Origin of the sequence: Proteiniclasticum sp. (assembly GCF_032054185.1) — a bacterium.
Lineage (GTDB): Bacteria > Bacillota > Clostridia > Clostridiales > Clostridiaceae > Proteiniclasticum.
Map to the genome: position 1 here is coordinate 79,644 of NZ_DAMBTF010000002.1, position 25,285 is coordinate 104,928.

The 25,285-nt window shown below is 43.0% G+C and carries 22 protein-coding genes and 3 tRNA genes; 4 read left to right on the plus strand and 21 right to left on the minus strand.

Translation table 11 applies throughout. From position 1 onward, the window contains the following. Window positions 1–897: 897 nt before the first annotated feature. From RTX25_RS01395 to RTX25_RS01475, 17 genes are all read right to left on the minus strand, one after another. A complete protein-coding gene (locus RTX25_RS01395) occupies window positions 898–2,343 on the minus strand; it encodes a TrkH family potassium uptake protein (protein ID WP_312649618.1) in 1,446 nt (481 codons plus the stop codon). Further along, window positions 2,294–3,700: a Trk system potassium transporter TrkA gene (gene trkA / locus RTX25_RS01400; RefSeq protein WP_312649619.1), complete on the minus strand. Its 1,407-nt coding sequence runs from the start codon at window positions 3,698–3,700 to the stop codon at window positions 2,294–2,296. Before trkA ends, RTX25_RS01395 begins: the two co-directional genes overlap by 50 nt. 113 nt (window positions 3,701–3,813) lie before the next feature. Further along, a complete protein-coding gene (locus RTX25_RS01405) occupies window positions 3,814–4,287 on the minus strand; it encodes a GyrI-like domain-containing protein (RefSeq protein ID WP_312649621.1) in 474 nt (157 codons plus the stop codon). Window positions 4,288–4,424: 137 nt separating this feature from the next. Continuing rightward, window positions 4,425–4,500 (minus strand) — tRNA-Met (locus RTX25_RS01410). A 10-nt stretch (window positions 4,501–4,510) separates the two neighbouring features. Then, window positions 4,511–4,597 (minus strand) — tRNA-Leu (locus RTX25_RS01415). Between the two features lie 13 nt (window positions 4,598–4,610). Next, window positions 4,611–4,687 (minus strand) — tRNA-Met (locus tag RTX25_RS01420). A gap of 143 nt (window positions 4,688–4,830) precedes the next feature. Beyond that, window positions 4,831–5,238, minus strand: a complete 408-nt coding sequence (locus tag RTX25_RS01425) for a S1 domain-containing RNA-binding protein (protein WP_312649623.1) — start codon at window positions 5,236–5,238, stop codon at window positions 4,831–4,833. Window positions 5,239–5,284: 46 nt separating this feature from the next. Further along, window positions 5,285–5,560: a septum formation initiator family protein gene (locus tag RTX25_RS01430; protein WP_312649624.1), complete on the minus strand. Its 276-nt coding sequence runs from the start codon at window positions 5,558–5,560 to the stop codon at window positions 5,285–5,287. Between the two features lie 29 nt (window positions 5,561–5,589). Further along, window positions 5,590–5,859, minus strand: a complete 270-nt coding sequence (locus tag RTX25_RS01435) for an RNA-binding S4 domain-containing protein (protein WP_312649626.1) — start codon at window positions 5,857–5,859, stop codon at window positions 5,590–5,592. A gap of 205 nt (window positions 5,860–6,064) precedes the next feature. Further along, window positions 6,065–6,379 carry an HU family DNA-binding protein gene (locus RTX25_RS01440; RefSeq protein ID WP_312649628.1) on the minus strand — a complete coding sequence of 105 codons (315 nt, stop codon included), beginning with the start codon at window positions 6,377–6,379 and terminating at the stop codon, window positions 6,065–6,067. A 91-nt stretch (window positions 6,380–6,470) separates the two neighbouring features. Beyond that, window positions 6,471–7,916 (minus strand): nucleoside triphosphate pyrophosphohydrolase, encoded by a 1,446-nt coding sequence (gene mazG / locus RTX25_RS01445; protein ID WP_312649629.1) that lies wholly within the window; start codon window positions 7,914–7,916, stop codon window positions 6,471–6,473. Window positions 7,917–8,044: 128 nt separating this feature from the next. Then, window positions 8,045–9,061: a peptidyl-prolyl cis-trans isomerase gene (locus RTX25_RS01450; RefSeq protein WP_312649631.1), complete on the minus strand. Its 1,017-nt coding sequence runs from the start codon at window positions 9,059–9,061 to the stop codon at window positions 8,045–8,047. Window positions 9,062–9,156: 95 nt separating this feature from the next. Continuing rightward, on the minus strand, window positions 9,157–12,693 hold the full coding sequence (gene mfd, locus RTX25_RS01455; RefSeq protein WP_312649633.1) for a transcription-repair coupling factor: 3,537 nt from the start codon (window positions 12,691–12,693) through the stop codon (window positions 9,157–9,159). A gap of 9 nt (window positions 12,694–12,702) precedes the next feature. Then, the gene (gene pth / locus RTX25_RS01460) at window positions 12,703–13,269 is read right to left on the minus strand and encodes an aminoacyl-tRNA hydrolase (RefSeq protein WP_312649635.1); all 567 of its coding nucleotides are present in this window, start codon (window positions 13,267–13,269) and stop codon (window positions 12,703–12,705) included. Window positions 13,270–13,475: 206 nt separating this feature from the next. Next, window positions 13,476–14,678, minus strand: coding sequence for a trypsin-like peptidase domain-containing protein (locus RTX25_RS01465; RefSeq protein ID WP_312649637.1), 1,203 nt, complete (start codon window positions 14,676–14,678; stop codon window positions 13,476–13,478). Between the two features lie 10 nt (window positions 14,679–14,688). After that, complete coding sequence (locus tag RTX25_RS01470; RefSeq protein ID WP_312649638.1) at window positions 14,689–16,110, minus strand: HAMP domain-containing sensor histidine kinase; 1,422 nt, start codon at window positions 16,108–16,110, stop codon at window positions 14,689–14,691. Between the two features lie 16 nt (window positions 16,111–16,126). Then, a complete protein-coding gene (locus RTX25_RS01475; RefSeq protein ID WP_312649640.1) occupies window positions 16,127–16,813 on the minus strand; it encodes a response regulator transcription factor in 687 nt (228 codons plus the stop codon). A 351-nt stretch (window positions 16,814–17,164) separates the two neighbouring features. Here RTX25_RS01475 and RTX25_RS01480 point away from each other — a divergent pair, with 351 nt between their 5' ends. Genes RTX25_RS01480 through RTX25_RS01490 form a run of 3 tightly spaced genes read left to right on the plus strand, consistent with a single transcriptional unit; the run spans window position 17,165 to window position 20,391 of the window. Then, window positions 17,165–18,097: an ABC transporter ATP-binding protein gene (locus RTX25_RS01480; protein ID WP_312649642.1), complete on the plus strand. Its 933-nt coding sequence runs from the start codon at window positions 17,165–17,167 to the stop codon at window positions 18,095–18,097. 10 nt (window positions 18,098–18,107) lie between these two features. Continuing rightward, entirely contained in the window at window positions 18,108–19,244 is a 1,137-nt protein-coding gene (locus tag RTX25_RS01485) for an ABC transporter permease (protein ID WP_312649644.1), read from the plus strand. Next, a complete protein-coding gene (locus tag RTX25_RS01490) occupies window positions 19,231–20,391 on the plus strand; it encodes an ABC transporter permease (RefSeq protein WP_312649646.1) in 1,161 nt (386 codons plus the stop codon). The genes RTX25_RS01485 and RTX25_RS01490 overlap by 14 nt, the downstream gene beginning before the upstream one ends. 86 nt (window positions 20,392–20,477) lie before the next feature. Here RTX25_RS01490 and RTX25_RS01495 read toward each other — a convergent pair whose 3' ends face one another. The 3 genes from RTX25_RS01495 to spoVG form a co-directional block, all read right to left on the minus strand. Continuing rightward, window positions 20,478–21,434 carry a ribose-phosphate diphosphokinase gene (locus RTX25_RS01495; protein WP_312649647.1) on the minus strand — a complete coding sequence of 319 codons (957 nt, stop codon included), beginning with the start codon at window positions 21,432–21,434 and terminating at the stop codon, window positions 20,478–20,480. Between the two features lie 14 nt (window positions 21,435–21,448). Next, a complete protein-coding gene (gene glmU / locus RTX25_RS01500) occupies window positions 21,449–22,822 on the minus strand; it encodes a bifunctional UDP-N-acetylglucosamine diphosphorylase/glucosamine-1-phosphate N-acetyltransferase GlmU (RefSeq protein ID WP_312649649.1) in 1,374 nt (457 codons plus the stop codon). A 267-nt stretch (window positions 22,823–23,089) separates the two neighbouring features. Beyond that, the gene (spoVG, locus tag RTX25_RS01505) at window positions 23,090–23,389 is read right to left on the minus strand and encodes a septation regulator SpoVG (RefSeq protein ID WP_312649650.1); all 300 of its coding nucleotides are present in this window, start codon (window positions 23,387–23,389) and stop codon (window positions 23,090–23,092) included. 294 nt (window positions 23,390–23,683) lie between these two features. Between spoVG and RTX25_RS01510 the strand changes: the two genes are divergently transcribed. Beyond that, a complete protein-coding gene (locus RTX25_RS01510) occupies window positions 23,684–24,508 on the plus strand; it encodes a Cof-type HAD-IIB family hydrolase (RefSeq protein ID WP_312649652.1) in 825 nt (274 codons plus the stop codon). A 91-nt stretch (window positions 24,509–24,599) separates the two neighbouring features. Here the strand turns inward: RTX25_RS01510 and rpiA are convergent, their stop codons facing one another. Continuing rightward, window positions 24,600–25,271 carry a ribose-5-phosphate isomerase RpiA gene (gene rpiA / locus RTX25_RS01515; RefSeq protein WP_312649654.1) on the minus strand — a complete coding sequence of 224 codons (672 nt, stop codon included), beginning with the start codon at window positions 25,269–25,271 and terminating at the stop codon, window positions 24,600–24,602. Window positions 25,272–25,285: the final 14 nt, after the last annotated feature.

The window sequence follows — 25,285 nt, forward strand, 5'->3', positions numbered from 1 at the left end:
TTTCTCATTGCAAGAATGATTTTTCTAACATTACAGTTAAGATTCCACATTACTTCAAACATCAGTGACAAATCGTGATTCATTTAGTTCCAGGAACAGTTACCATCAGATAGAAATACAATATATCTATGAATGATTGTTTTATCTTCTTTATTGTAGCACTGTTTCGATATTTATTAAATCATCATTTAATTGAATTAACATTAACTTTATAAATCTCGTTAATAAATACCTATATTCGACATTCATAGGGAATTTATCAGATTTTTAACGAGTTTGTATTCATTTTATCAATTATAATTGTGTTTTCATAAAAATTTTAAAGAATTATTGACAGTTTTTAGAAATCTTTGTCGAATTGCGCTTATTCACTTTCTCACAAACTTTATCCACAGGAATATACTCATATTTCTGAAAAATAGTTAATGATATTCACTGTTAATTAGAAACGGTTATCCCTCTATTGAATCTTATGTTTTTGTGTCTCTTTACATCATATTATTTCCTAATGTATTGGTGTTCAATGCATTTCGCTATTTCTCTTTTTGGAAGTACTATAAATCGGTATACTAAAACTTCGCATTTATTCAATCTACTATTCTATAATTAATATATTGCTATTCTACCACTAATTATTTCCAAATTATTTACAATTGCACTATGTGTACCCTTTTATAGAATTTCGCAACGAACTAAATCCCCTTGTATATGGAATTGAACATTTATTCTTCTCTAAACTAGTGACTTATATTTCCAAATTAAGGCTTTTTTATCCAGATTCCCCCTAAACTTCATTGGGGTTATAATACAAAATAAAAGGCAACTAAAAAAGGAACAGAAATTCTCTGTTCCTTAATCGTTTATTCAGCTTTATTCATCAAAAAAACCTATTATCCGCTAACTCTCTTTAGTCCAGCTTTTGGGTACAAGGAGCGCAATAATTGTAAAATGCTCAAGTCTGCCCAAAAGCATAATGAGGGACAGAAAGAGTTTTGTGAAAATAGAATAATCAGCAAAGGTGAGCGTAGGTCCCACCCCGCCAAATCCAGGTCCAATGTTATTGATGGTAGCAGCTACAGATGACATTGAGGTGATCATATCGACACCTTCGAGAGAGACTACAATCACTCCGATAACAAAAATGACCATATGGAGCGTTAGAAAGCTGTTTATTCTCGCAATAACTTCATTAGAAACAATCTTTCCGCCTACCTTTATGGGAATCAGCGCTCTTGGGTGGAAAATCTTTGAAATCTCCCGCTTAATCAGTTTCAGGATGACGAGAATCCTCACCACCTTCATTCCACCCGCAGTAGATCCGGCAGATCCGCCAACAAACATAAGGAAGAAGAGAATGAGTTTACTGAAACTTGGCCACAGTTCAAAGTCAACTGTACTATAACCCGTTGTAGTCATAATGGAGGATACCTGAAAAAAAGAATCTCTTAGTGTTATCAGGAAATCCCCTTTAAATGTAATCAGCAGATTGACTGCAATCATGAGGACCGAGATGAAAACAAAGAACAGATATAATCTCAGCTCACGGTCTTCAAGAAACTCCTTGTATTTCTTTCTGAAGATCAGAAAATACAGGGAAAAATTGACACCAGACAGCACCATGAATATCCCAGTAACAATCTGCACATAGGAGCTGTAGCTGGCCATAGAATCGTTTCTCGGGCCAAACCCACCCGTACCTACAGTACCGAAGGTAATGACAAAGGATTCAAGAAGATTAACTCCTCCAAAACTGAGGAGAATGACCTGCAAAAGCGTGATGGCGATATACGTCACATACAGCACTCTGGCCGTGTCTTTCATCCTCGGAACAATCTTCCCCGCCACAGGACCTGGAGACTCCGCCTTGAAGATCTGGAGGCTTCCTACACCCAGTGCAGGCAGAAGCGCAAGGGTAAACACAAGGATACCCATTCCTCCAATCCAGTGGGTCATGGAACGCCAGAAAAGGATACCCTTATCGAGCGCTTCAACATTTGCAATGACAGATGATCCGGTGGTCGTAAATCCCGATACTGTTTCAAAGATCGCATCCGCATAAGTCGGTACGCTGTCTGTAAGATAGAAAGGCAGTGCACCAAAGAGTGAAATCAGCACCCATCCAAGGGCTACTATGACAATTCCATCTTTAGCACGTATATGTTCGTGTCTGTTTCTGACATTCATCATAAATATGCCAAGGACCAGCATCAGAAGGATAGTGAACGCCAGAGGCATCACCGCCTCTCCTCCATGATGCTGGGATATAAAGACCGAAGGCGACATGAGCAGGGACTCAATCAGCAGGATTATCCCAAGCACTTTTACTATTATTCCATAGTTCACTTAAGCGTCCTCTCTTTCCAGGTGTAAATAACTTCTTCAGGTTTTCCGTATCCTCCGCACGAGAGAATACAACAATCCTGTCATTAGCCCGTATGACCGAAGAACCCTTTGGAATGATGACATCGCCGTTATGGACAATGGCACCGATGATCAGACCTTTCGGCAGATTAAGATCCTTAAGAGGACGATCCAGATAGGACATGTCTTTTGTCGCGATAATTTCCGTCACCTCCCCATCTCCTCCAAGAAGAAGAGATACAGAAACGACTTTCCCGCCTCGAACATACTTCAGGATATCAGACGCCGTAATATTCACAGGGTTTAACGCAGCATCAATATCAAGCTTGTCGATGATCTTCGTGTAATTCTTTCGACTTACCTTCGCGATGCACTTCCCGACACCATACTGCTTGGCCATGAGTGCCATGAGGAGATTCTGCTCATCATAACCAGTCGAACCGATGAAAGCATCCATCTGATCGATATTCTCCTCCTCGAGGATGTTCACATCCGTACCGTCACCATTGATGATCAGAACATGATCAAGTTTTTCCGCAAGCTTCAGCGCACGCGCTCTATCCTGCTCGATAAGCGTCGTTGCAACCTTCGCTTCGGAGAGTTCTTTCGCAAGATAATACCCGACGTTTCCTCCACCGATGATCATGACACTATCCACATGCTTGTCATTTCCTAGAAGCTTGTGTTTCTTGCTAAGCTTAAGGAGATCCTCTTGGGTACCCATAATGTGAATCACATCTTCCGCTTCGATGGAAGACTTACCATCAGGAATGATTAGTTCTCCATGTCTGGAGATCGCGGTGATGATGAGATCATCAAAATCTTCCAGCTCATACAGCCTCTTACCCACCAAAGCACTTTTGTAGGAGATCTTGAAATCAATCATCTTCACTTTACCGTCGGCAAAATCTCCCGTATAGAACATCACATTCTTCAGGAGATACTTCGCTATGGCATTCGCTGTAGCGAAATCAGGATTGATGATGAGATCGATGCCCAGTTCGTGACGCACAAAACTGAGCTGCTCCGTATATTCGGGATTTCTGATTCTGGCTATCGTCTGATTGCAGCCCAGTTTTTTCGCAAAGGTACAGATGACGACATTCGTCTCATCATTTTCCGTTGTCGCGACAATAATATCATATTCCTCAATGTTCATTTCATTGAGCATGGTTACACTTATCCCACTGGCGACTACAGTCAGAACATCAATATGCTCATTGATGTTCTCGATGACTTTCGCATCACTGTCTACCAGGGTCACATCCATATTCTCCATGGTCATGGCTTCGGCAAGCTTTACTCCAAGCTTACCAGCACCTACAATCATTACCTTCATAATCCCTCCATAAAAAAAGTATATTAGGATTATTGTATCATACTTAAAATAAATGTCACCCTTACAGCAGAATACCGGAAGTCCATCACAATGATGAACTGCCGGTATTATATTCAGCTTACCGGAAGATCGATTCTTGTCAGAAGCTCTTCCGTACTTCTGACCTCATCCGGCGGGTTATAGTAGGTTTCATATGCAATCCCCTTTGCAGTAAACCCTTTATCTCGGATGTATTCATTCATCTTTTCATAGACAGCACTCATACCCTCGTAAGGGCCTTCATACATGCAGGAGATGACTTTACCTTCTCCTATCTCACCAGGACACATATCATGATCACCAGGAACGACGTCGTCCACAGGGAATCCCATCTCGACATCCAGATTTTCCATGTCCATATTATAGTAGGCAACAAAAGGGGGACCCGCAGCTTCAACATCCAGCTCTTCAAGATATCTCGCAATTTTCTCGTAGGACTCCCCGATGACTGAAGGCAGATTCTCCACACGAGTATTCATTCTGATACTGAGCACCGGCTGATACTTCTGCTCTCTTGTCTCAATAGTAAGCTGCTTCTCTTTCATCATTACCATTCGCTCCTCTCTTAAAGATTGATAATATTATATCACGAGCTTTCTGTTTCGGTATGAATATTCCGTTAAAGCAGTTACCGATCTAATTCCAGACACGAAAAAAACAGCCTAACATGTAGACTGTTTCTTAATGGTAGCGGGGGCAGGACTTGAACCTACGACCTTCGGGTTATGAGCCCGACGAGCTACCAACTGCTCCACCCCGCGATATTGAATTTGGTGCTGAAGACCGGAATCGAACCGGTACGGTGTCACCACCGCAGGATTTTAAGTCCTGTGCGTCTGCCAGTTTCGCCACTCCAGCGTAATAATAGAAATGGTAGCGGAAATAGGACTTGAACCTACGACCCTTCGGGTATGAACCGAATGCTCTAGCCAGCTGAGCTATTCCGCCACATTTAAATGTCGCCTCATCTCAGCGACAAAATTAATTATATATGAACACCCAGACCTTGTCAACACATAAAATAAAAATAATACCCGGAAAATCCGGGTATCATCATCACTCTATGATCATTCTCATTGAAAGCCTAGGCTTTAGCTTTTTCTGTTTTTTGTCCTGACTTCCTGTTTCTTCTTATAATCAGACATGATTTCTTCGCTTTCTTTCATGAATTTTGACATAATGTCCTCAAAATTGTTTGCAGCAGGCTTCTTTCTGTCAGAAGCGCTCCACTCTACTTCAACTGGTCTTGTGGACTTTTTCTGTGTTACAGCTACACCCTGCTTTATAGACAGACTGATCTTGCCGTTATCGTCAATTCCTAATACTTTGACCTGTACCTTGTCGCCCTCTTTGATAAATTCCTTGATGTCCTTCACATAAGTGTCGGCTACCTCGGATATGTGCACTAAGCCCGTTTTTCCGTTCAGATCGATGAAAGCTCCAAAGTTAGTGATATTTACTACAGTTCCTTCTACAATGTTTCCTACCTCTAAGGTCATGTTAATAAGAATCCTCCTTAAAATATATATGTATAATGATACCCGATCAGTCGCCTGACGAGTCTATTACCGGAATTTCACCGGGTCTGAGTAACCCAAGTCTGCTTCTGGCACTTCTTATAGTATAGTCTTCCGTATTGGTGCTGTCTACCAAATTAGTCAGTTTTTCATTCTCTTCCATGACTTTCTCCAGTTCCTGCTCCTGCCGGGCGATATTCTTTTCGATATTCGCCATCATGACCTGCTGCCTGTAAAGCGTAAAGGAAATGAGACCGATAAACAGAGCAAGAAGCACGCGCAATGCCACTTTTCCAATTTTCATGGTATTCCCCCTATTACAATAAACGGCTTTTATTCCTCTTCATCTGTATCTTCTTCACCCTCAAGAATTTCATACATCGCTGAAGCTTCATCTTTTCTGACATGTTCAGAGATTTTGAGCACTTTAGCTTTGATGCCTTTTTCCTTGAATGTAATTTCGATGATGTCACCCTCATTAACTTCAGTTCCAGCTTTTGCTGTCTTTCCGTTTATGGAAACTCTCTTCCCGTCACAGGCTTCCTTAGCCACAGTTCTTCTTTTGATGATTCTGGATACCTTCAGATATTTGTCTAGTCTCAATTTAATCACCTCGATTGTGCATGAATAAACAGTTTTCTTTTTTATTCATTGTGTATATTATATATTTGGAATTGTCCAATGTGAAGTAAAACTTTGATGATCGGGCAATATAGCCCTGTTGGAGACTTTATGTGAACATCATATAGACAAAAGGCACAGAAGAATGAATTCTTCTGCGCCTTTAAATGTTAATGTACTAGACTGGTTATTTCTTCTTCTTAGGTGCTGCCTTCTTCTTCTTAGGAACAACATTCACCTTTTCTTTAAATTCTTTACCAGGCTTGAATACAGGTACCTTTGATGCTGGTATCTGGATTTCTTCCTTAGTTCTTGGATTTCTACCGACTCTTTCTTTTCTGTCTCTAACTTCGAAGGTTCCAAATCCAACTAATTGAACCTTTTCACCCTTCTCAAGTGATCCTACGACAGTTTCAAGAAATGATTTTAAGAAAACCTCAGAATCTTTCTTGGTAAAGCTAGTTGATTCAGCTAATGCAGCGATTAATTCGGCTTTGTTCACAATAAATTCCTCCTCGTTAATGTTTATTAATGGAATCTACTGTTATTATTCTACAGAAAACCCTGAAACCCTTTATTTCTAGGCGTTTATTTTAGTTTTTTTCGTCTTTTTTTGCGATTTCCCAGTATTCATCCAGTTTTTCCAGGGAAAGACCTCTGAAACTCAGCTGGTCAGCCAATAGAAGCTCCTCCATTTTCGTAATTCTGCTGATGAATCTGTCTGAAGTCTGATTGAGAGAAACCTCAGGATCCGCACCGAGAAAACGTGATAGATTGACCGCTGCAAACAGAAGATCTCCAAGTTCCTTATGGACCTTTTCTTCATTCCCTTCAGTTAGTGCTTCTCTTATTTCAAGAATCTCTTCTTCAACCTTCGCAAAGACCGGACTGATTTCATCCCAGTCGAAGCCGTACTTTCTGGCCTTCTTCTGAACTTTCTCCGCTCGAGAAAGACCGGGATAGAACTTTGAGATGCCCTTTAATGCGTCACTCAGGCTATCTTCACTCTTCTCCTTCTTCTTCAGCTCCTCCCACTGTACAAGGACCTCCTCTGAGGTCATCTCTCTGTCCTTACTGAATACATGGGGATGTCTGTAGATCATCTTCTCAGAAACCCTCCTGATGACGTCGTGGACTGTAAAATTGCCTTCCTCTTTTCCGATGGTGGAATGAAGCAGAATCTGAAGCATCACATCGCCAAGTTCCTCACTGAGACTGTCATAGTCGTGAAGATCAATGGCTTCAAGAGCTTCATAACTCTCTTCGATGAGATATCTCTTGAGAGATTCATGGGTCTGCTCCTTATCCCAGGGACAGCCATCCTCTTTATCTCTCAGTCTCTCTACAATGTTCATGAAGGAGTAGAAATCGTACCTGTTCGCCATCGGCGGAACATAGACGCTTGTCAGGTCATCGATATCCTTCTGTCTGTCCAGTTCAAAGAGGGGTATTCTTCTAACCACTTCTTCCGGGGTACCGGCAGCCCGCACAAAGACGATTTCATCTTCATCTTCCAGATAGTGTCCAAGCGCGATTTTTACACGACTGGCCATATATCCCGAGAAGACCTGAGTGATGATCGTTCCTTTGGAGAAATCCGGTTTTTCCACCTCTATCGCCAGTGCATCAACGATGCGAAGCCCCGTGATCGGATCGATTTCCAGAGCTTCAAGCATGGTATCCACAAAACTGATTGAAGGATAGATTCTGTAGGGAATACCTTCACTCTTGCAGGCCTCGATAATCAGCATCACTGATTTTTCGGCAACAAGAGGATGACCAGGTACCGCATAGGTCAGTTCTCTTTCCTTGGCTTCATTCACAATGAAATCCCTGATGCCCTCATAGACATCTTCAAACTTCTCCGCCTTCATGTAGTTGTCATCGAAGGTTTTATATATGATTCCTTCTTCTTTCAGATAAGATACAGTGGGATGCTTTTCTGTTCTCAGATATAAGGGATAGGCTTTCAGCGCCTTTATGGCGCCCAGTGTCAGTGCATCCACACTTCCTGGACCAAGGCCAACGATATGTATCATGATTCACCTCATCGATCGGCAGAAGGCATTCTATGCACACTGCCTGATTATTAATAGAACAATTATAGCACAGGATACTTCCTCTAAAACAGAATAACGCTCCTGATTTCTCAGGAGCGTCATGAACATTATCTTATCTTGTCTTCATAAACCTTGACGTTTAATTCCTTCTTCCACTCTTCCATGGTCGAAGCATACTTTTCACTCTTCTTTGTGTTCAGAACAGTTGCGGAAACAGATTCCTTAACTTCTTCAAGTGTCTTCTGAACAGGTTCAGGTGTAACCTGATCAACCTTTATGATATGATATCCGGCTGTGGACTTGACCACATCAGAGATCTCATTCTCTTTGAGCTTCTTTACATGTTCCATGAAGTCAGCGTAAAGTTCCTGATTGTCATATGCATAGTATCCAAGAAGTCCACCCTTGTCTGCTGATAGATCGTTTCCGTATTCTTCAGCAACTTCAGCGAAATCTTTACCTTCTTCTTTGATCAGTTTAAGCGCTTTTTCCCCTTCAGCCTTGGCAGCATCATCAGTTCCGAAATAGATATGATAGATGTTTGCTCCAGCAGGAGTCATGAAGCTCGCCTTGTTCTCTTCATAGTACGCTTTCACGTCTTCGTCAGTTACAGCGACATCTTCCATGATGGTTTCATAATAAGTGTTTCTTACGATATCGGACTTGACGAAAGCACGATAGCTTTCTTCATCATAGCCTGCATCGGTCAGTGCTTTCTTATAAGTCTCTTCGTCTTCATATGCGCCTCTTACCTGAGCGATTCTGTCTTCCACAGCCTTGGCGATTTCTTCTGTATCCTTGTCCATACCTGTTTCTTCGACTTTCCTGTCGATGATTCTCATTTCAACTAGGCCATTCAGAATATCTTTCTTCAGCTGAGCAACGACTTCCTTGCCTTCTTTCTGTTCGAGCATTTCTTCTCCATAGTTGACCTTCATTTCATCAAGATATGGCTTTGCTTCTTTTTCTACATCTTTCTGTGTGATTTCCACATCACCCACTTTGGCAAGAACAGTTCCGTCTATGGATTCCTGTGTCTCTTCTACCAGTCCGCATCCGGCAAGTGCTACCGCTAGGACAGAAGCGGAAAGGACTGTGAGTACTTTTTTCTTTAAACTAATCAAAATTGATTCCCTCTCTTTTATCTCAAATTGTGTTCTTTACTATGATATTCTTTCATTGTTACATTTACATGACACATTTTAATATTATATATTCTTTACGACTCTTTTGCAACTTTGTCCGTATCGGACAGCTCTTTCATCAGCTTCGTCAGAGCATCGATGGTGAGATACCTGTCTTTCTCCGTGATCTTGAATGCGACTGCAGGTTCTTTTCTTTGAAATTCCGAACGCTTAGGATACTTTTCAAGGAAGATATCCACTTTCTCTTTGGTGAGCTTTTCCGCAGATGCGAAGGTGATGAGAATGTCCTTCCCTCTGTCTTTCAGTTCCAGCACTCCAGCGCGGTTGGCATAGAACTTGAGTCTTGCGATGTCCATGAGGTTATAGAGCGAATCCGGGATATCGCTGTAGCGGTCAAGAAGTTCTTCCTTGATGTCTTCATAATCTTCTTCGCTTTCCATGGAGGCGATACGCTTGTAGACTTCCAGCTTATGCATTTCCTCTGAAATATAGGAGGAAGGAATATAGGCATCAATCTTCATATCTATGGTCGTGTTCAGCTCTTCTTCCATAATCTCGCCGGTAATCATCTTAATAGCGGTATCCAGCATCTTCACATAGAGATCATATCCGACAACGGACATCTGTCCATGCTGCGCTTTCCCCATAAGATTTCCGGCACCTCTGATTTCGAGGTCCCTCATGGCGATCTTGAATCCTGAGCCGAGTTCAGTGAAGTCTTTCAGAGCCCTTAGCCTCTTCTCCGCAATCTCAGTCAGAACCTTATCCTTCTTGTAGGTGAGGTAGGCATAGGCGATCCTGTTTGTTCGTCCTACTCTACCTCTCAGCTGGTAGAGCTGGGAAAGCCCAAGCTTATCCGCATTGTCGACAATGATGGTGTTGACATTCTGGATATCCATCCCCGTCTCGATGATGGTTGTGCAGATGAGTACATCCGTCATGTTGTCCATGAAATTCTTCATGGCATTTTCCAGTTCCCGTTCATTCATCTGACCGTGGGCGACATCAAATACCACTTCAGGCACCAGTTTGGACAGATAGCTTAAAACGACATGGATATCGTCCACTCTGTTGTGTACAAAGTAGACCTGACCATTACGTGCCTTCTCTCTCAAAATGGCGTCACGGATCAGCTGTTCGTTGAATTCCACGACATAGGTCTGGATAGGATATCGTTCTTCAGGAGGCGTCTCAATGAGTGAGATGTCCCTGATTCCTGACAGTGACATATGAAGTGTTCTTGGGATCGGAGTTGCGGAGAGCGTGAGCACATCAACATTTTTCTTTGTGCTTTTCAGCTTTTCCTTATGGGCTACACCGAATCTCTGCTCTTCATCAACCACGAGAAGTCCGAGATCTTTGAACTGGATGTCCTTGGAAAGAATCTTATGGGTACCGATGAGGATATCCACATTTCCTTCCTTGACCTTTCTAAGGGTCTCCTTCTGTTCTTTGGGACTTCTGAATCTGGAGACCATATCGATCTTCATGGGGAATCCCTTGAAACGGTTCCTGAATGAGTGGAAATGCTGCTCGGCTAGGATGGTCGTCGGCACAAGTACCGCAACCTGTTTGGAATCCATAACCGCTTTGAATGCGGCTCTCATGGCCACTTCAGTTTTGCCGTATCCCACATCTCCGCATAGAAGACGGTCCATGACCCTGTCTTTTTCCATATCTTTCTTGATTTCCTCAGCGGATTTGAGCTGATCTTCAGTCTCGTCATAGGCAAACTCGTCTTCAAACTGTTTCTGCCATTCTGTATCATCACTGAAACTGTGTCCTTTGACCTTTTCCCTCTCCGCGTAAAGTTTCACGAGGTCCTCGGCAATCTCATCCACAGAGCGTTTGACCTTGGCTTTCGCTTTGCTCCATTCCTGTCCGCCGAGTTTGTTGATCTTCGGATCCTTACCTTCTGTACCGATATAACGCTGGATCATATCCAGCTGCTCTACGGGGATAAAGAGTTTGTCATTTCTGTCATACTGGATCTCGATATAGTCTCTTATGAGACCTGATGTCTCCATCTGCTTGATTCCAAGGAATACACCGATTCCATGGTTGACATGGACGACATAGTCACCTTTTTTAAGCTCAGTAAAGCTGTTGATCTTGGCAAGGCCTTTGCCTTTATTGATCTTTTTCTTCTTTTTCCTCTTCGCTTCACCAAAGACTTCCTTATCGGAAATGAGGGCGAGCTTGATGTCGGGGAACTCGAATCCCCTCAGCTGATTACCGAATGTGATGATGACATTAGCATAATCCAGGGTGCTTAAAGTATCCTTATAAACCGACTCAATATCCTTGTCTCTCAATATGTCAACGAGTCTTTCACCTCTTGGTCTGGTACCCGCCAGAATGACCACATGATATCCGCGCTTCTTTCTTTCCCTGATGTCACTGATCAGCATATCAAGCTGGCCCTGATAGTTGTAGATGGTCATCTGATTGAAGCTCACAAGTGCTCTTGGCGGAAGAAAATGCTCGGTTTTCTGGAACTGATTGAGGGTAATGACCTCAGCATCCCGAAGGGTGTCGATGAGAAAGTCCTTATCGACCATAATGTTACCCTGACTTGGAAGAATTTCTCCACGACCCAGGAACGCTTCATAGTCTTCATTGAACTCGGTATAGGTGGATTCGATTTTCCCCAGTGAATTCTGGGTATCATCGATGATGAGCTTTCCTTTGCCCATGAAATCGAAGAAAGTGGAAGGCCTGTCAAAAAAGAACGGAAGGTAGGCATCCACGCTTTCAAAGAACATCCCCTCTTTGAGATATTCAAGATTCGAAGCGACATTGTGCTTCAGTTTTTCCAGGGCATCCTTATCATAGGTTTTTCGCTTTGACTTGTCTTTTATGATCGAATCCAGTTCCGCTCTGATTTTTTCGGCACCTTTAGCCATGGTCTCCTCGTCGAGGATGATTTCCTTCGCCGGAAAAATTTCAAAACTATCCACCTGTTCAATACTTCTCTGGGTCTCTTTGTTGAAGGTTCTGATGGAATCAATTTCATCACCGAAAAGCTCTATTCTGTAAGGAAGTGACCCATCAGGGGGAAATACATCCATGATGCCACCGCGAAGAGCGAACTCGCCCTTCCCTTCAACAAGCTCACTACGGACATAACCTGAACTGACGAGTTTCTTCGCCAGATCCTTGAGATTGATCTCCATACCCTTTGTGATGGTGAAGAAGTGATCCCTGAAATAGGAGAACGGTGCATAGGTCGCTGTAAGCGCCTCTATGGTGGTGACGATGATCTTTTTCTTCCCGTTCATCAGTTCTTTGATGACCTTCAGTCTTTCCCACCTTAAGTCACCTGAAATCGCATCGATATTATAAAAAACCATTTCCTTTGCAGGGAAATAGTACACTTCATTTTCGTATAGAAGAAGATCCTCATAGAGATTCTTGGCATCCATATCTTTTGAAGCAAAAACAAACAGGCTGTCCTTTTCTTTTCCGAACACTGCGGAAATGAGGAAAGCCCTTGCCGACTCGGATACCCCATAGACACCTAAAGGGAATTTCCTGTCTTTTATTCCTTGTCTGAGTGTTTTGAAGCCTTCGTCTTTATAAAGCTCCTGTCTTAATCCATCCAGTCTCATCTCTATCACCTACTCCGCTTTGAATCCGTTGTATTCACTGATGGCTGAATCAATTCCGTTTTCTATGATGGCATAGACCGCTTCTCTTGCTGCAAGAATCGCTTTCGAGATTCTATCTTTGTCCTCTTCCTGGAATTTCCCCAGTACATGCCCGACCATATCATGAGAAGGTGCACCGACGCCGATTTTGATTCTCGGAAAATTTTCCGTTGCAAGATGAAGTATGGCAGACTTGATTCCGTTATGACCTCCTGAGCTGCCTTTTTTGCGGATTCTCAGTTTGCCCACATCCAGGCTGACATCATCAAATACAACGATGACCTCTTCCGGTTCCAGTTTATAGAAATCTGCGGCCTCGCCGATGCTTTCCCCTGAAAGATTCATAAAGGTCTGAGGCTTAAGAAGTACAACCTTATGCGCCCCTATTCTTCCTTCCGCGATCTTCCCTTTGAATCTGTTTCTGTCGAATCGGATATTCATTTTATCAGCCAGTTCATCCACTGCCATAAAGCCGACATTATGCCGCGTCTTCTCATAATCTTTTCCAGGATTGCCAAGTCCTACAATTAGGTACATCAAATTACCCTCCCAAATGTCTCTAAAAAGGATGCCTGTATAAGACAATCCTTGTGTTATGGTTAATTATACTATTTAATCACGTTTTTGTTGAGTCAAAGTTCACACTAGCACATTCACCTTAAACCGGCCTGTACCTTCTCAAATGCTGAAGGCCTCAAAAAAAGGAGCTTGAAAGCTCCTCATTTCATTTCATTCATTACCGCTTAATCTACAGTGGTACCATAAAGCGTGGCTTCCACTTCAAGAACCTCATTCGTTCTAAGATACCTGATCTTCACCACATCGCCAACCTTTCTTGTCCGGATGTATTCATCGATGGATGCGGCAGTTTCAACAGGTATGTCGTCAATGCTGACGAGGATGTCAGTAGGTCTTAAGCCTGCACGATCCGCTGTTCCTTCAGGCGCGATTCTCTGAATATAGAACCCGGTTTCAAAATCATCAAGATCTTTTACCACATCCCCGAAAATCCCAAGGAAAGGCAGAAGCTCTTCTCCTGAATTGATCAGCGAACGTGTGATGCTCATGGCTTCATTGGACGTTATGGCTGCACTCAGCCCCTGTTCAGATCCTTCTGTAATGCTCATGCTGTTTATACCCACAACCTCGCCGTTCATGTTCACAAGAACTCCGCCATTATTTCCGGTGTTGATTTTCGCATCCGTTTCAATGGCATAGACTTTCACTTCTCGGTTATCGGCAGTGACTGTTGGAAACGCCTTGTTCACTGTAGAAATGACACCGAAGGTCACTGTTCCACGGTCGCTGTCTCCAAAGGGATTGCCCATGGCAATGACACTTTGAGCGGTCTTTACTGTACTCGAGTCTGAAAACTTAGGTGGTCTGAGACTGATGTCCTCCACTCTGATGAGTGCAAGACCGAGGGCGGCGTCCCCTCCGATAAGTTCCGCCTGGTAGATCCTGTCGTTCTCCCTGTCCGTCCGAACATAAAAGCCCTCTGGTGAAACGGCACTGTATGGAACGAGAATATAACCTTCCGTATTCATGACCACGCCTGTATAGAGGTGATCGTAGGATTCAGAATAAAAATTCTGAGGATCATTTGTCACCCCCACAAGCGAAACCGAAATCTGATTGTACACTTCGCGAATACGTGTCCGGTCATAAAAGGAAGTTTCGAAACCGCTGAGCGACTTTCTGAGCATCTGGGAAAAACTGCTGTCGGCATCTATAACAAGAGAATCTTCCTGAATCTTTCTAGAGACAAAAGTGGAAGTCAGTATGGAGGTCAGAAGAACCACAACAAGAAGGGAGGCAAACTGAAGAATCCCGCCTCTTATACGTGATCGCTGATCCAGACGATATCTGATTTCTCCGGTTTTCACCTGTTCTTTGAGATTTTCCTTCTCAATCAATTTTTCCTGTTCTAAATTATTATCTTCCATATTCATACTCCTAGGTAATACTCAAGGTGAAGGTAAACATGACGCCCTGATTCTTGTTTTCCACCCAGATATCTTCACCGAACTGTGTGATGATATTGCGGACAATCGGCAGGCCAAGTCCTGTGGAAACCTTGTTTGTCCTTGATTTATCGCCTTTGTAGAACCTGTCCCAGATGTACTTGATATCATTTTCCGCAATAGGCGGACCATCGTTATAGATACTGATATGGACTTTCTTGCCCTTGGTTTTGGACACAACCTTCACATTTCCGTTATCGGGCGCATGCTTGATGGAGTTGTCCACAAGGTTTGTAATAACCTGAATCAGTCTGTCACGATCGCCTGCAACATAAAGATGATCACCTTCCAGTGTGACAGCGACCTTTAAGCCCTTATCATCGATCTTTGTCTCAAACTTTGTGATGCACACCTTGATGATTTCATTGATGTCCAGCTCCGTCAGCTTGAAGGAGAACTTTCCGGACTCCATAGCGGACAGATCCAGAAGATCATTGACAAGTCTTGTCAGTCTCTGAATTTCATCATATACAATCTTGAGGTAGTACTTCTCTTTATCCATAGGAATAATTCCATCCAGAATCCCCGCGATGAAACCTCTGATGGAGGTTATGGGTGATCTCAGTTCATGGGAGATGTTGGACAGAAAATCACGTCTGTTCTTATCGGTCTGTTCCAGAGATTCCGCCATGGTATTGAAGGATTCGGACAGCTGACCGATCTCATCCGTGGAGGTGACAAGAACTCTTTGCGTAACTTCGCCTTTGGAGATCTTCCTTGCAATGGAGTTCAGCTCTGCCAGAGGTCTGAACAGCATCCTCTGTGCAATATAGTAAATAATGAGTATGGAAACAATCACCGCGGTAGCGGTAATGGTCCATATCCTCAGATAGATTTCATTGAGCGGCTCTCTGATATGTTTCAGCGGAGTATAGACAACTATAGCCCCTTGATAAGTCGCTCCGGTCTGAACCGGCTTGATGAAGAGTGACATTTCTTCTTTGGTTATGGGATTGACTTCGCCATTTATTTCAATGGAATTGCCCTCTACCAATCGATCTCTGTCAGGAAAATTGAATCTCGTGAAAACAAGGCTGTCATAAGCCTCGTTGGTCACAAAGAAAATATATCCTGATGCATCTACAAGGAGAATATCTCCTTTTTCCACACCTTTGATCAGAGAGAGATTTCGAAGCAGCTCCGTATCATCGATTTCTTTATTGAGATAAAGTGGAATACTGGAGGAGGCAAGATTGGTCGTCTCCTCCAGATCCGCTCTGTTCTTGTCCAGAAAATAACTTTGGAACCACATGGAAAGAACAACAGCTATCAAAACATAACCGATGGTAACCACAAATGCGAAGGTGGCTACCAGTTTCGTTACCAGAGAACTGTTTTTCATATCCTTTAACACTGTTTTATACACCTACTTATTTAACTTCAAACTTGTAGCCTACTCCCCATACGGTTTCAAGCTGCCAGTTCGGTCCACCGTGGAGTTTTTCTCTTAATCTCTTGATATGCACATCGACAGTTCTCGAGTCTCCAGGATAGTCATAACCCCAGACTTCACACAGAAGCTGTTCTCTTGTGAATACTCTGTTCTTGTTTGAAGCCAGATGGTACAGCAGTTCAAACTCTTTAGGAGGCATCTTGACATCCTGTCCCTTATAAACAACATTGTATGAATTGACATCAACGTTCAGTTCAGGGAAATTCAGAACTTCTTTTCCGCCGCCGTCAGTATTGAATCTTCTCATGACTGCCTTCACGCGGGCAACGACTTCTTTCGGTTCAAAAGGTTTGACCATGTAGTCATCCGCACCAAGCTCAAGTCCTAATACCTTGTCGAAGGTATCACCCTTAGCTGTAAGCATGATTACAGGAGTCTCATAATCTTTTCTGATCCACTTCAGTACATCTACACCGTCCACATAGGGCAGCATGATATCAAGCAGTACCAGGTCAGGTTTGTAATCCACGAAAACTTCCTGAGCAACCTTTCCATCTGCAGCAACCCTTATGTCATAACCTGAGCTCTGCAGATACATTTTAAGCACTTCGCTTATGTTTTCATCATCGTCTACTACGAGAATTTTCCCAATTTTACCTTCCATTTTTAAGTCCCCTTTCTTCTGATGGTTATCCAAATCGGATAATGTTAATTTAATGATATCTGATTTTATCTGAAAAGTCATAGACTTAACAATTAATTCATCCCATTCCAATGATTATTAACGGATTATACTTATTATAATCTATTCAAAATTATAGTCACTCAAAATACCGGTCAAATATAGACAGGTTTTACCGGTTGTATGGAAAAAATTCACCAAGAACTGAACGGTTTATGAATTAGGGTGACATTTCCAAATAATTCTGAGGATTTAATATGATTTTAATCTGTCTATTGCGATTATAGGATATAATAAATGATAAATTCCTATCAATCGAAAAGGAGACACAAAATGATAATCCAAGTGAACAATCTCAGGAAAAGCTACGGAAAACTCCTGGCACTGAATGATCTGAGCCTTGAGGTACAAGAAGGTGAGATTTTCGGGCTGCTGGGACCAAACGGTTCAGGCAAGACAACCGCCATTAACTGCATCCTGTCCCTACTCAGCTATGATGCGGGAGAAATCTCCATATTCGGCAAAGAAATGACCCCTGAGTCCTACGAACTGAAAAAGGACATCGGTGTTGTCATGCAGAACGTCGCTGTGTTTCAGGAACTGACTGTCCAGGAAAATGTAGATTACTTCTGCGGGCTTTATGTACCCGATAAGAAGTTGAGAAAGCAGCTCGTGGATGAGGCCATCGCTTTCACGGGCCTTGACGAGTTCAGAAAGTTTGTGCCGAAGAAGCTGTCAGGTGGACTCCTCAGAAGACTGAACATCGCCTGCGGTATCGCACATAAGCCAAAGCTGATCTTTCTTGATGAGCCGACTGTCGCCGTCGATCCTCAGAGCAGAAACAAGATTCTTGAGGGTATTCAGGAACTCAACAGAAAAGGCTCCACAATCATATACACTTCCCACTATATGGAAGAGGTTGAGACCATCTGTTCAAGAATCATGATCATCGACAAAGGAAAGGCCATTGCTACTGGGACCAAGGAAGAGCTTAAAGCCATGATTCATCTCGGCACGAAAATATCATTCGACGCACCTGACATCACGGATGATCAGGTGGCAAGTCTTGGCGCCTATAAGGAATTTTCTTCGGTTCTGAAAAACGGCAGGCAGATCACCATTCATTCCAATGAAGAAAACGGAATCCTTGAAAAAACCCTCGCCTTCCTGAATCATGAAAAAATCAGCTATACAAACATCTACTCGGAAATGCCTACCCTCAATGACGTTTTCCTGGAAATCACAGGAAAAGAATTAAGGGATTGAGGTGAGTGGAATGTTTTATCACATTTTCAGATACAGACTGAAAAAACTTGTCAGAACCAGAGAAATGATTTTCTGGACATTGGCTTTCCCCATTATCCTTTCAATATTTTTCAATCTGGCTTTTCAGAATCTGGATTCCAGTGAAGGGTTCGACCCCATCGATACCGCTGTGGTACAGAATGACAATTACAGAAACAGAGTCATCTTCGAAGATATCCTCGCAGATGTTTCAGAAGGAGAAGACAGACTCCTGAATCTTCAGGAGACAACCCTTGAAGAAGCGGAAAAACTTCTTGAAGACGGTATGATCAGCGGCTACATCACGGCAGGCGATATGCTGGAGCTTCACGTCAAGAGTTCCGGACTGCCTCAGAACATCCTAAGGCTTTTCCTTAATAACCTCAATCAGACCTTTGCGGTCATCGAAGATGTGGTCTCTACAGATCCTACGCAGATGGAGCCGCTCATTGCCTCAATTTCAGATCCTCGGGTCTACACAGAAGAAATGGAAAGAGAGACTGCACCACCCAATCAGATGCTGAACTACTTTTATTCTCTCATTGCTATGGCCTGCATGTATGGCGCTTTTTTCGGCACTGAAGAGGTTACGGATATCCAGGCGAATATCTCAGACCGGGCTGCCCGGCTGAACCTGGCTCCTGTCCATAAAATGAAAGCCTTTCTGGCAAGCTCCGCAGCATCTTATCTTGTGCTCATGGTCAATATGAGCCTGGTACTCCTTTTTCTCAGATTCGCATTGGGCATAGAATTCGGAGAAAGAGTCCTCCTGCTTATTCTGACAACTTTTGTGGCGACAGCTACGGGAATGTCTTTCGGTTCCTTCATCAGTGCCCTGATCAGAAAAGGAGAGAACCTGAAGGTAGCCCTCATCGTGTCTGTAACCATGGTAGGCTCTTTTCTGTCAGGAATGATGTATGCTCAGATGAAATACATCATCCACAACAATCTTCCGTTCTTAAGCTATATCAATCCTGTGAGCCTCATCACAGATTCGTTCTATTCCCTCTACTATTTTGAGACCCTTGAGCGCTGGTCTACAAATATTGTCATCCTTATGATTATGACCTTCGTATTCAGCATGGCAACCTATATGGTCTTAAGGAGGCGAAAATATGCAAGTCTTTAAAGTGAGCATGAAAATACTCAAACGCAATTATCCCAGTATTCTCATCTATGTCGGTATCTTTCTGGGCCTATCCCTTCTATTTGCGTCTCAGTCCAACCAGCAGGAGGATGAATACACCTCATTTGATACGGTAAAGACGAATGTAGCCATATTTCAGGAAGAGGATACACCACTTGTACGGGGATTCATTGAAAACCTCAAAGAAACGTCTAACATCGTTGAGGTGGAAGATCAGGAGGACATCATAAGCGATGCACTCTATTTCCGCATGGTGACCTATGTGATCAGAATTCCTGAAGGCTTCACAGACCGTTTCATGAAAGGTGAAGAGGTAAAACTCATTAAACAGACCATTCCAGACAACATTACAAACACCTATACGGAGCTGTCTATAGACACCTACTTCAATACGGCAAGATCCTATCTTTCCGTTCAGAAGGACATCACTCAGGAAGTGCTTGTAGAAAAAACGGATAACGCCCTGTCAAAGAAGACGCCTGTAGAGGTCAAATCCTACGGAATGCCCGAAGGAGACAGCTATTCCAAGTTCTATTTCAACTACCTCTCCTACTCCATGGTGTCCATCCTGGTACTCGGAACCAGCATCATCATGCTGGTCTGGAAAGATCTTGATCTTTTCAGAAGAACCGAAGTTTCACCTCTGACAAGGAGGAGCATAAACTTCCAGAAATATCTTGCCCTTGGCGTATTCACCCTGTTCACCTGGGCAGTGCTGAGCTTTGCGTTCTTCCTCATAAACAGAAGCGCGGTGCTTGATCGGAAAATGATTCTTCATCTTCTCAACTCACTGGTATTCGCATTCACAGCCATGGGTATGAGTTTCCTTGTGGGCACATTCCTTAAAAGCAGAAATTCCATCAGTGCTGTGAGCAACGTCATCGCCCTTGGACCCTCCTTTATCAGCGGAGTATTTGTTCCCCAGGAGTTTCTTGGCGAGAATGTTCTGGCCCTTGCAAAAGTGACCCCCACCTACTGGTATGTCACCGCAAACAACATCATCTCCTCCCTCAGCGGGCTATCCGGCGATCCACTGTCGACAGTCTATCAGTATATGATCATCGTAGGTGCATTCGGACTCTTCTTCTTTGCTGCAGCTTCATTTGCAGCAAGAAAGCAGAGACTGTAGGCAGAAAATAATATCGGACATAAAAAGGCTGCAGGTTCTGAAATCAGCATTTCAGAGTCTGCAGCCTTAAAGCTGTCTTCTATATTTTAGTCAAAAAGCTTGGACAGAGGCACATCTTCTGTGATTCTCTTGATCGCTTCTGCAAAGAGAGGCGCAACAGAAAGAGATGTGAACTTCTCCATATCATCACGATCAGGCCATGCTATGGTATCCAGCATGACGAGCTCTTTTATGACACTGCTGTTGATTCTGTCGATGGCAGGTCCCGAAAGTACACCGTGCGTGCATGCCGCATATACTTCAACTGCACCAAGATCCATGAGTGCATTGGCAGCATTTGAGATGGTTCCTGCTGTATCGATCATATCGTCAACAAGGATACAGGTCTTGCCCTTGATGTCTCCGATGATGTTCATGATTTCAGATACATTTGCTTTCGGTCTTCTCTTGTCTATGATGGCCATAGGTGCATGAAGTCTTTCTGCAAGCTTTCTTGTTCTTGTTACGGAACCAAGATCTGGAGAGACGATGACGACCTCAGGATTTTCCATGAAGCCCTTCTTGATGAAATAGTCGGCGATGATCGGCATACCCAGGAGATGATCCAGAGGAATATTGAAGTAACCCTGAATCTGAGCTGCATGGAGGTCCATGGTCAGCACTCTGTCTGCTCCGGCTTTCGTCAGAAGATCTGCCACAAGCTTAGCTGTGATCGGATCTCTGGATCTTACTTTTCTGTCCTGACGTGCATATCCATAATAAGGAATTACTGCGTTGATTCTGCCTGCTGAAGCTCTCTTGAAAGCGTCGATCATGATGAGAAGCTCCATAAGATTGTCATTTACAGGGTGATTGGTTGACTGGACGATGAATACATCACAGCCTCTGACTGTCTCGTTGGTTTCAACAAATATTTCTCCATCTGAGAATGTACCTACTTTATTGTCCCCCAGCTTAACGCCCAGGATATCTGCGATCTGCTTTGCAAGTTCCGGATGGGAATTCCCTGCAAAAATCTTGTAGTTGCTGTATGACTTAATCATTACCTTTCGTCCTCCTAATACTTTCCGCTATCTTTTCTTTTTCTTACCCAACCGTCTTTATTGACCTGTTTCGCTCTTGCGATACCAAGACTCTCGGCAGGAACATCCTCAGTGATGGTTGAGCCTGCAGCAGTAAACGCACCTTCATGTACGGTTACAGGAGCAACAAGATTGGTATTGCATCCGATAAATGCGTTATCTCCAACAACAGTCTTGAATTTGCTCTTTCCATCATAATTCACAACAACTGTTCCGCATCCGAAATTGACTTTAGAACCGACTTCTGCATCTCCAATATAAGTCAGATGAGAAATTTTTGTTCCATTTCCGATGGTGGACTTCTTGATTTCCACAAAGTCTCCGATCTTGACATCTTCACCGATCACAGAATCCGGTCTGATGTATGCGAAAGGTCCGACGCTTGTGTTTCTTCCGATTCTGGAAGACAGGATGACGGAAGATGTTATGGTCACATCATCACCGATTTCAGAATCAAGGATTCTTGAATTGGGATAAAGCGTTACACCCTTTCCGATCTTTGTGTTTCCTTCAATCAGATTGTTCGGATAGATGATGGTATCATTTTCGATCGCAACGTCTGCTCCGATGTATGTGGAATTCGGATCGATCAGCGTCACGCCGTTTTCCATATGGAAGAGATTGATCCTTTTTCTTAAGATCACCTCTGCCTCAGCCAGCTGAGATCTGGAATTGACGCCTCTTGTTTCGTCAAACTCTGTAATGCTTGCTCCGATTTTAAGATCACTGTTTTTCATGATCTCAATCACATCGGTGAGGTAGTATTCTCCCTGTGCATTGTCATTTTTCAGAAGCAGAAGAGCTTTTAGAAGTTCCTCAGCATCAAACATGTACATTCCTGCATTGATTTCCTGAAGAAGCAGTTCTTCCTCAGAACAGTCTTTGTGTTCGATGATCTTTTCCACATCATCTCCATCTCTCTTCACTCTGCCATATCCTGAAGGATCATCTATGACTGAGGTAAGGAGAGTTGCGCTGTATCCGCCTTCTTCATGACTTTTCAGCATATCCTTTACGGTTTCTTCTCTGATCAGCGGAGCATCACCTGTAAAAATCGCTACAGTACCTTTCTTCCCTTGAAGAAAGTCTTTTGCACAGAGAACGGCATGTCCTGTTCCCAGCTGTTCTTCCTGAACAGAGAAACTGACATCTCTACTTGAAGTCTTTGCCATAACCTGGTCTTTGCCCTTGCCGACGATGACATTGACGTCTTCAAAACAGGCCTTTCTCATGATGTCAATAACGTGATTGACCATTTCCTTGCCACAGACCTTATGAAGGACCTTGGAAGTCTCGGACTTCATTCTCTTCCCTTCTCCAGCGGCGAGGATTAATGCATATTTACCCATACTTCACCTCTATTTAAATTCACCGACATGACAATGAGCTTTCGGCAGGTAATTGCCAAAAGCCTTTGATTTTCTATTTAATTATAGTTTAGGTTCATCTTTATTTCAACCGATTGCAGGTCTTATTGCATTCTCATGGGAATAAATGCACTAAAAAATCAAAACTGCAGCTTTCAATGACAAAAGTGAGGTATCTGCATCCATTCCTTTAGAAATTAATAATACGCGAAAAAATAACCTCTTTATCGAGAGGCTATTTTTCTCACCCTATTCTATTGCGATAGGTTCTGAAACGATTGGCTGTTCATCTTCTGCTCTTACTTTTTCATACTCTTCCAGAATGGAGTTCTGAAGAAGCTCTCTTGTCTGTGTGTTGATGGGATGAGCTATATCCTTAAACTCTCCATCAGGGGTTTTTCTTGATGGCATGGCAATGAACAGTCCGTTCTGCCCCTCTATGATTTTGATGTCATGGACAACAAATTCATTGTCAAAGGTGACCGATACGATAGCTTTCATTTTCCCATCGGTTGCGATTTTTCTGATTCTTACATCTGTAATGTTCATGAAAACCTCCTTGATTCGTCTTATTCTTTACTGTCCTTCAAATTCGTTTTGAAAATTCAGAATTTAAGGATTACAACTAAATTATAGTATGTATATGATTACATTATCAACTAATTTTTCACGATTGTATAAATATTACAAACAGATGACAAAATACCGTGCTCTTTTATTAAATTCATTATTTTGATTACTATTTTTTGCTAATATTATATCAATCTTTTGTATCTGATGAAAATTCCTCACACATTAGGTATTTTCGGCTATAATGAGTTCAAAAACAACAGGAGATTAACCATGAATAATCCATATAAACTCATCTGCATAGATGTCGACGGAACCCTATATAACGATCAGAAAGTGATCCCTACAGAAAACATAACTGCCATTCAGGAAGCAGCAGCAAAGGGAATCCTCGTGGCCATCACCACAGGCAGGATGTATCATTATGGTCATCTTTACGGTGGTATGCTGGGGATCGATTCCCTGACCATCGCTTCAAACGGCGCTTTCGTCAAATATCAGAACGAAGTGCTCAACCACCAGACACTTTCCCATAAAGATATTCTGTTCATCAAGGACAAGATTGAAAAGTCAGGCCTGTTCGCCCACTACAATACCTGGAATTCACTCATCTGCAATGGAGACATCGGTGACGGGAACGGATATCTTGCCGCAAACACCAGACTTCCTGAAGATATGCGCATTGAAATTGTCGTGAATGAAGACCTCGAAGAGGAGTTTTTTAATAGAGAGAACGAGTTTCTGAAGGCCATCGTGTTCTCCAGGGGAAACTATGTTTCTCTTGATGCTTTAAAGGAAGAATTCAGGAACCACGAAACCTTGACCGTCGTCCATTCATCCCCTGAAAATATCGAGATTTTCAGAAAGGATGTAAGCAAAGCTTACGGAATTGAATCTCTCATCAGGAAACTGGGCATTTCCAAGGAGGAAGTCATGGCCATCGGAGACCAGGAAAACGATCTGTCCATGATCCGCTATGCTGGACTTGGGATAGCGATGGGCAATGCTTCCGAAGAAGTGAAAGAAGCCGCAGAATACATAACAGACACCAACAATCATGCAGGTGTGGGTAAAGCCATAAGAAGATTCTGTCTGTAATCTGTTTCGACAGAGCTTAAAAGCAGAAGGAAGAGAGCGGTAAATAAAAATCCGCTTTCTTCCTTCTTTTTCATTTCCGTTTTAGAGCCTTCTATCTTTTTTCTATCACACGTTCCTGATTCTCTCCGCCCACTATGACCATATCCGTCAGATCCAGAAACAGTCCCGTTTCAATCACACCAGTCATGAGCTTTAATTTCTCGTGAAGGGCTAAAGGGTCTGATATTTCATCCAGGTGAAGATCGAAAATGTGGTTTCCCCCATCTGTTGTAAAGATTCTGTCTCCATCCATCCGGTAGGTCGGCTTATAGCCTTCGTTTATCAGCTTCTGAAAGAGCTTGTCATGGTAGAAAGGTACAATCTCGATGGGCAGCGGAAATTTTCCGATTCTGTCCACCATCTTCGTCTCATCCGCAATCCAGATCACTTTCTTTGAGGCACTTGCAACAAGTTTTTCATAAAGAAGTGATCCTCCTCCACCCTTGATTCCGCATAGACTGTAATCTATTTCGTCAGCGCCGTCAATGGTAAGATCAAGCTTATCCACTTCATGAAACCCGACAACCTTCAGCCCCAGATTTACTGCCAGCTCCTCGCTTCTTCTGGATGTGGCGACACAGGTCACTCCGAGGTGTTCTTCCTTTTCTCTCTCTGAAAGAAACCTGATCATAAACTCTGCTGTCGATCCGGTACCAAGACCTACAGACATCCCGGGCTCAACATATTCACATGATCTTTTTGCCGCTCTTTCTTTTCCGTTCAAAATCATCCACTCCT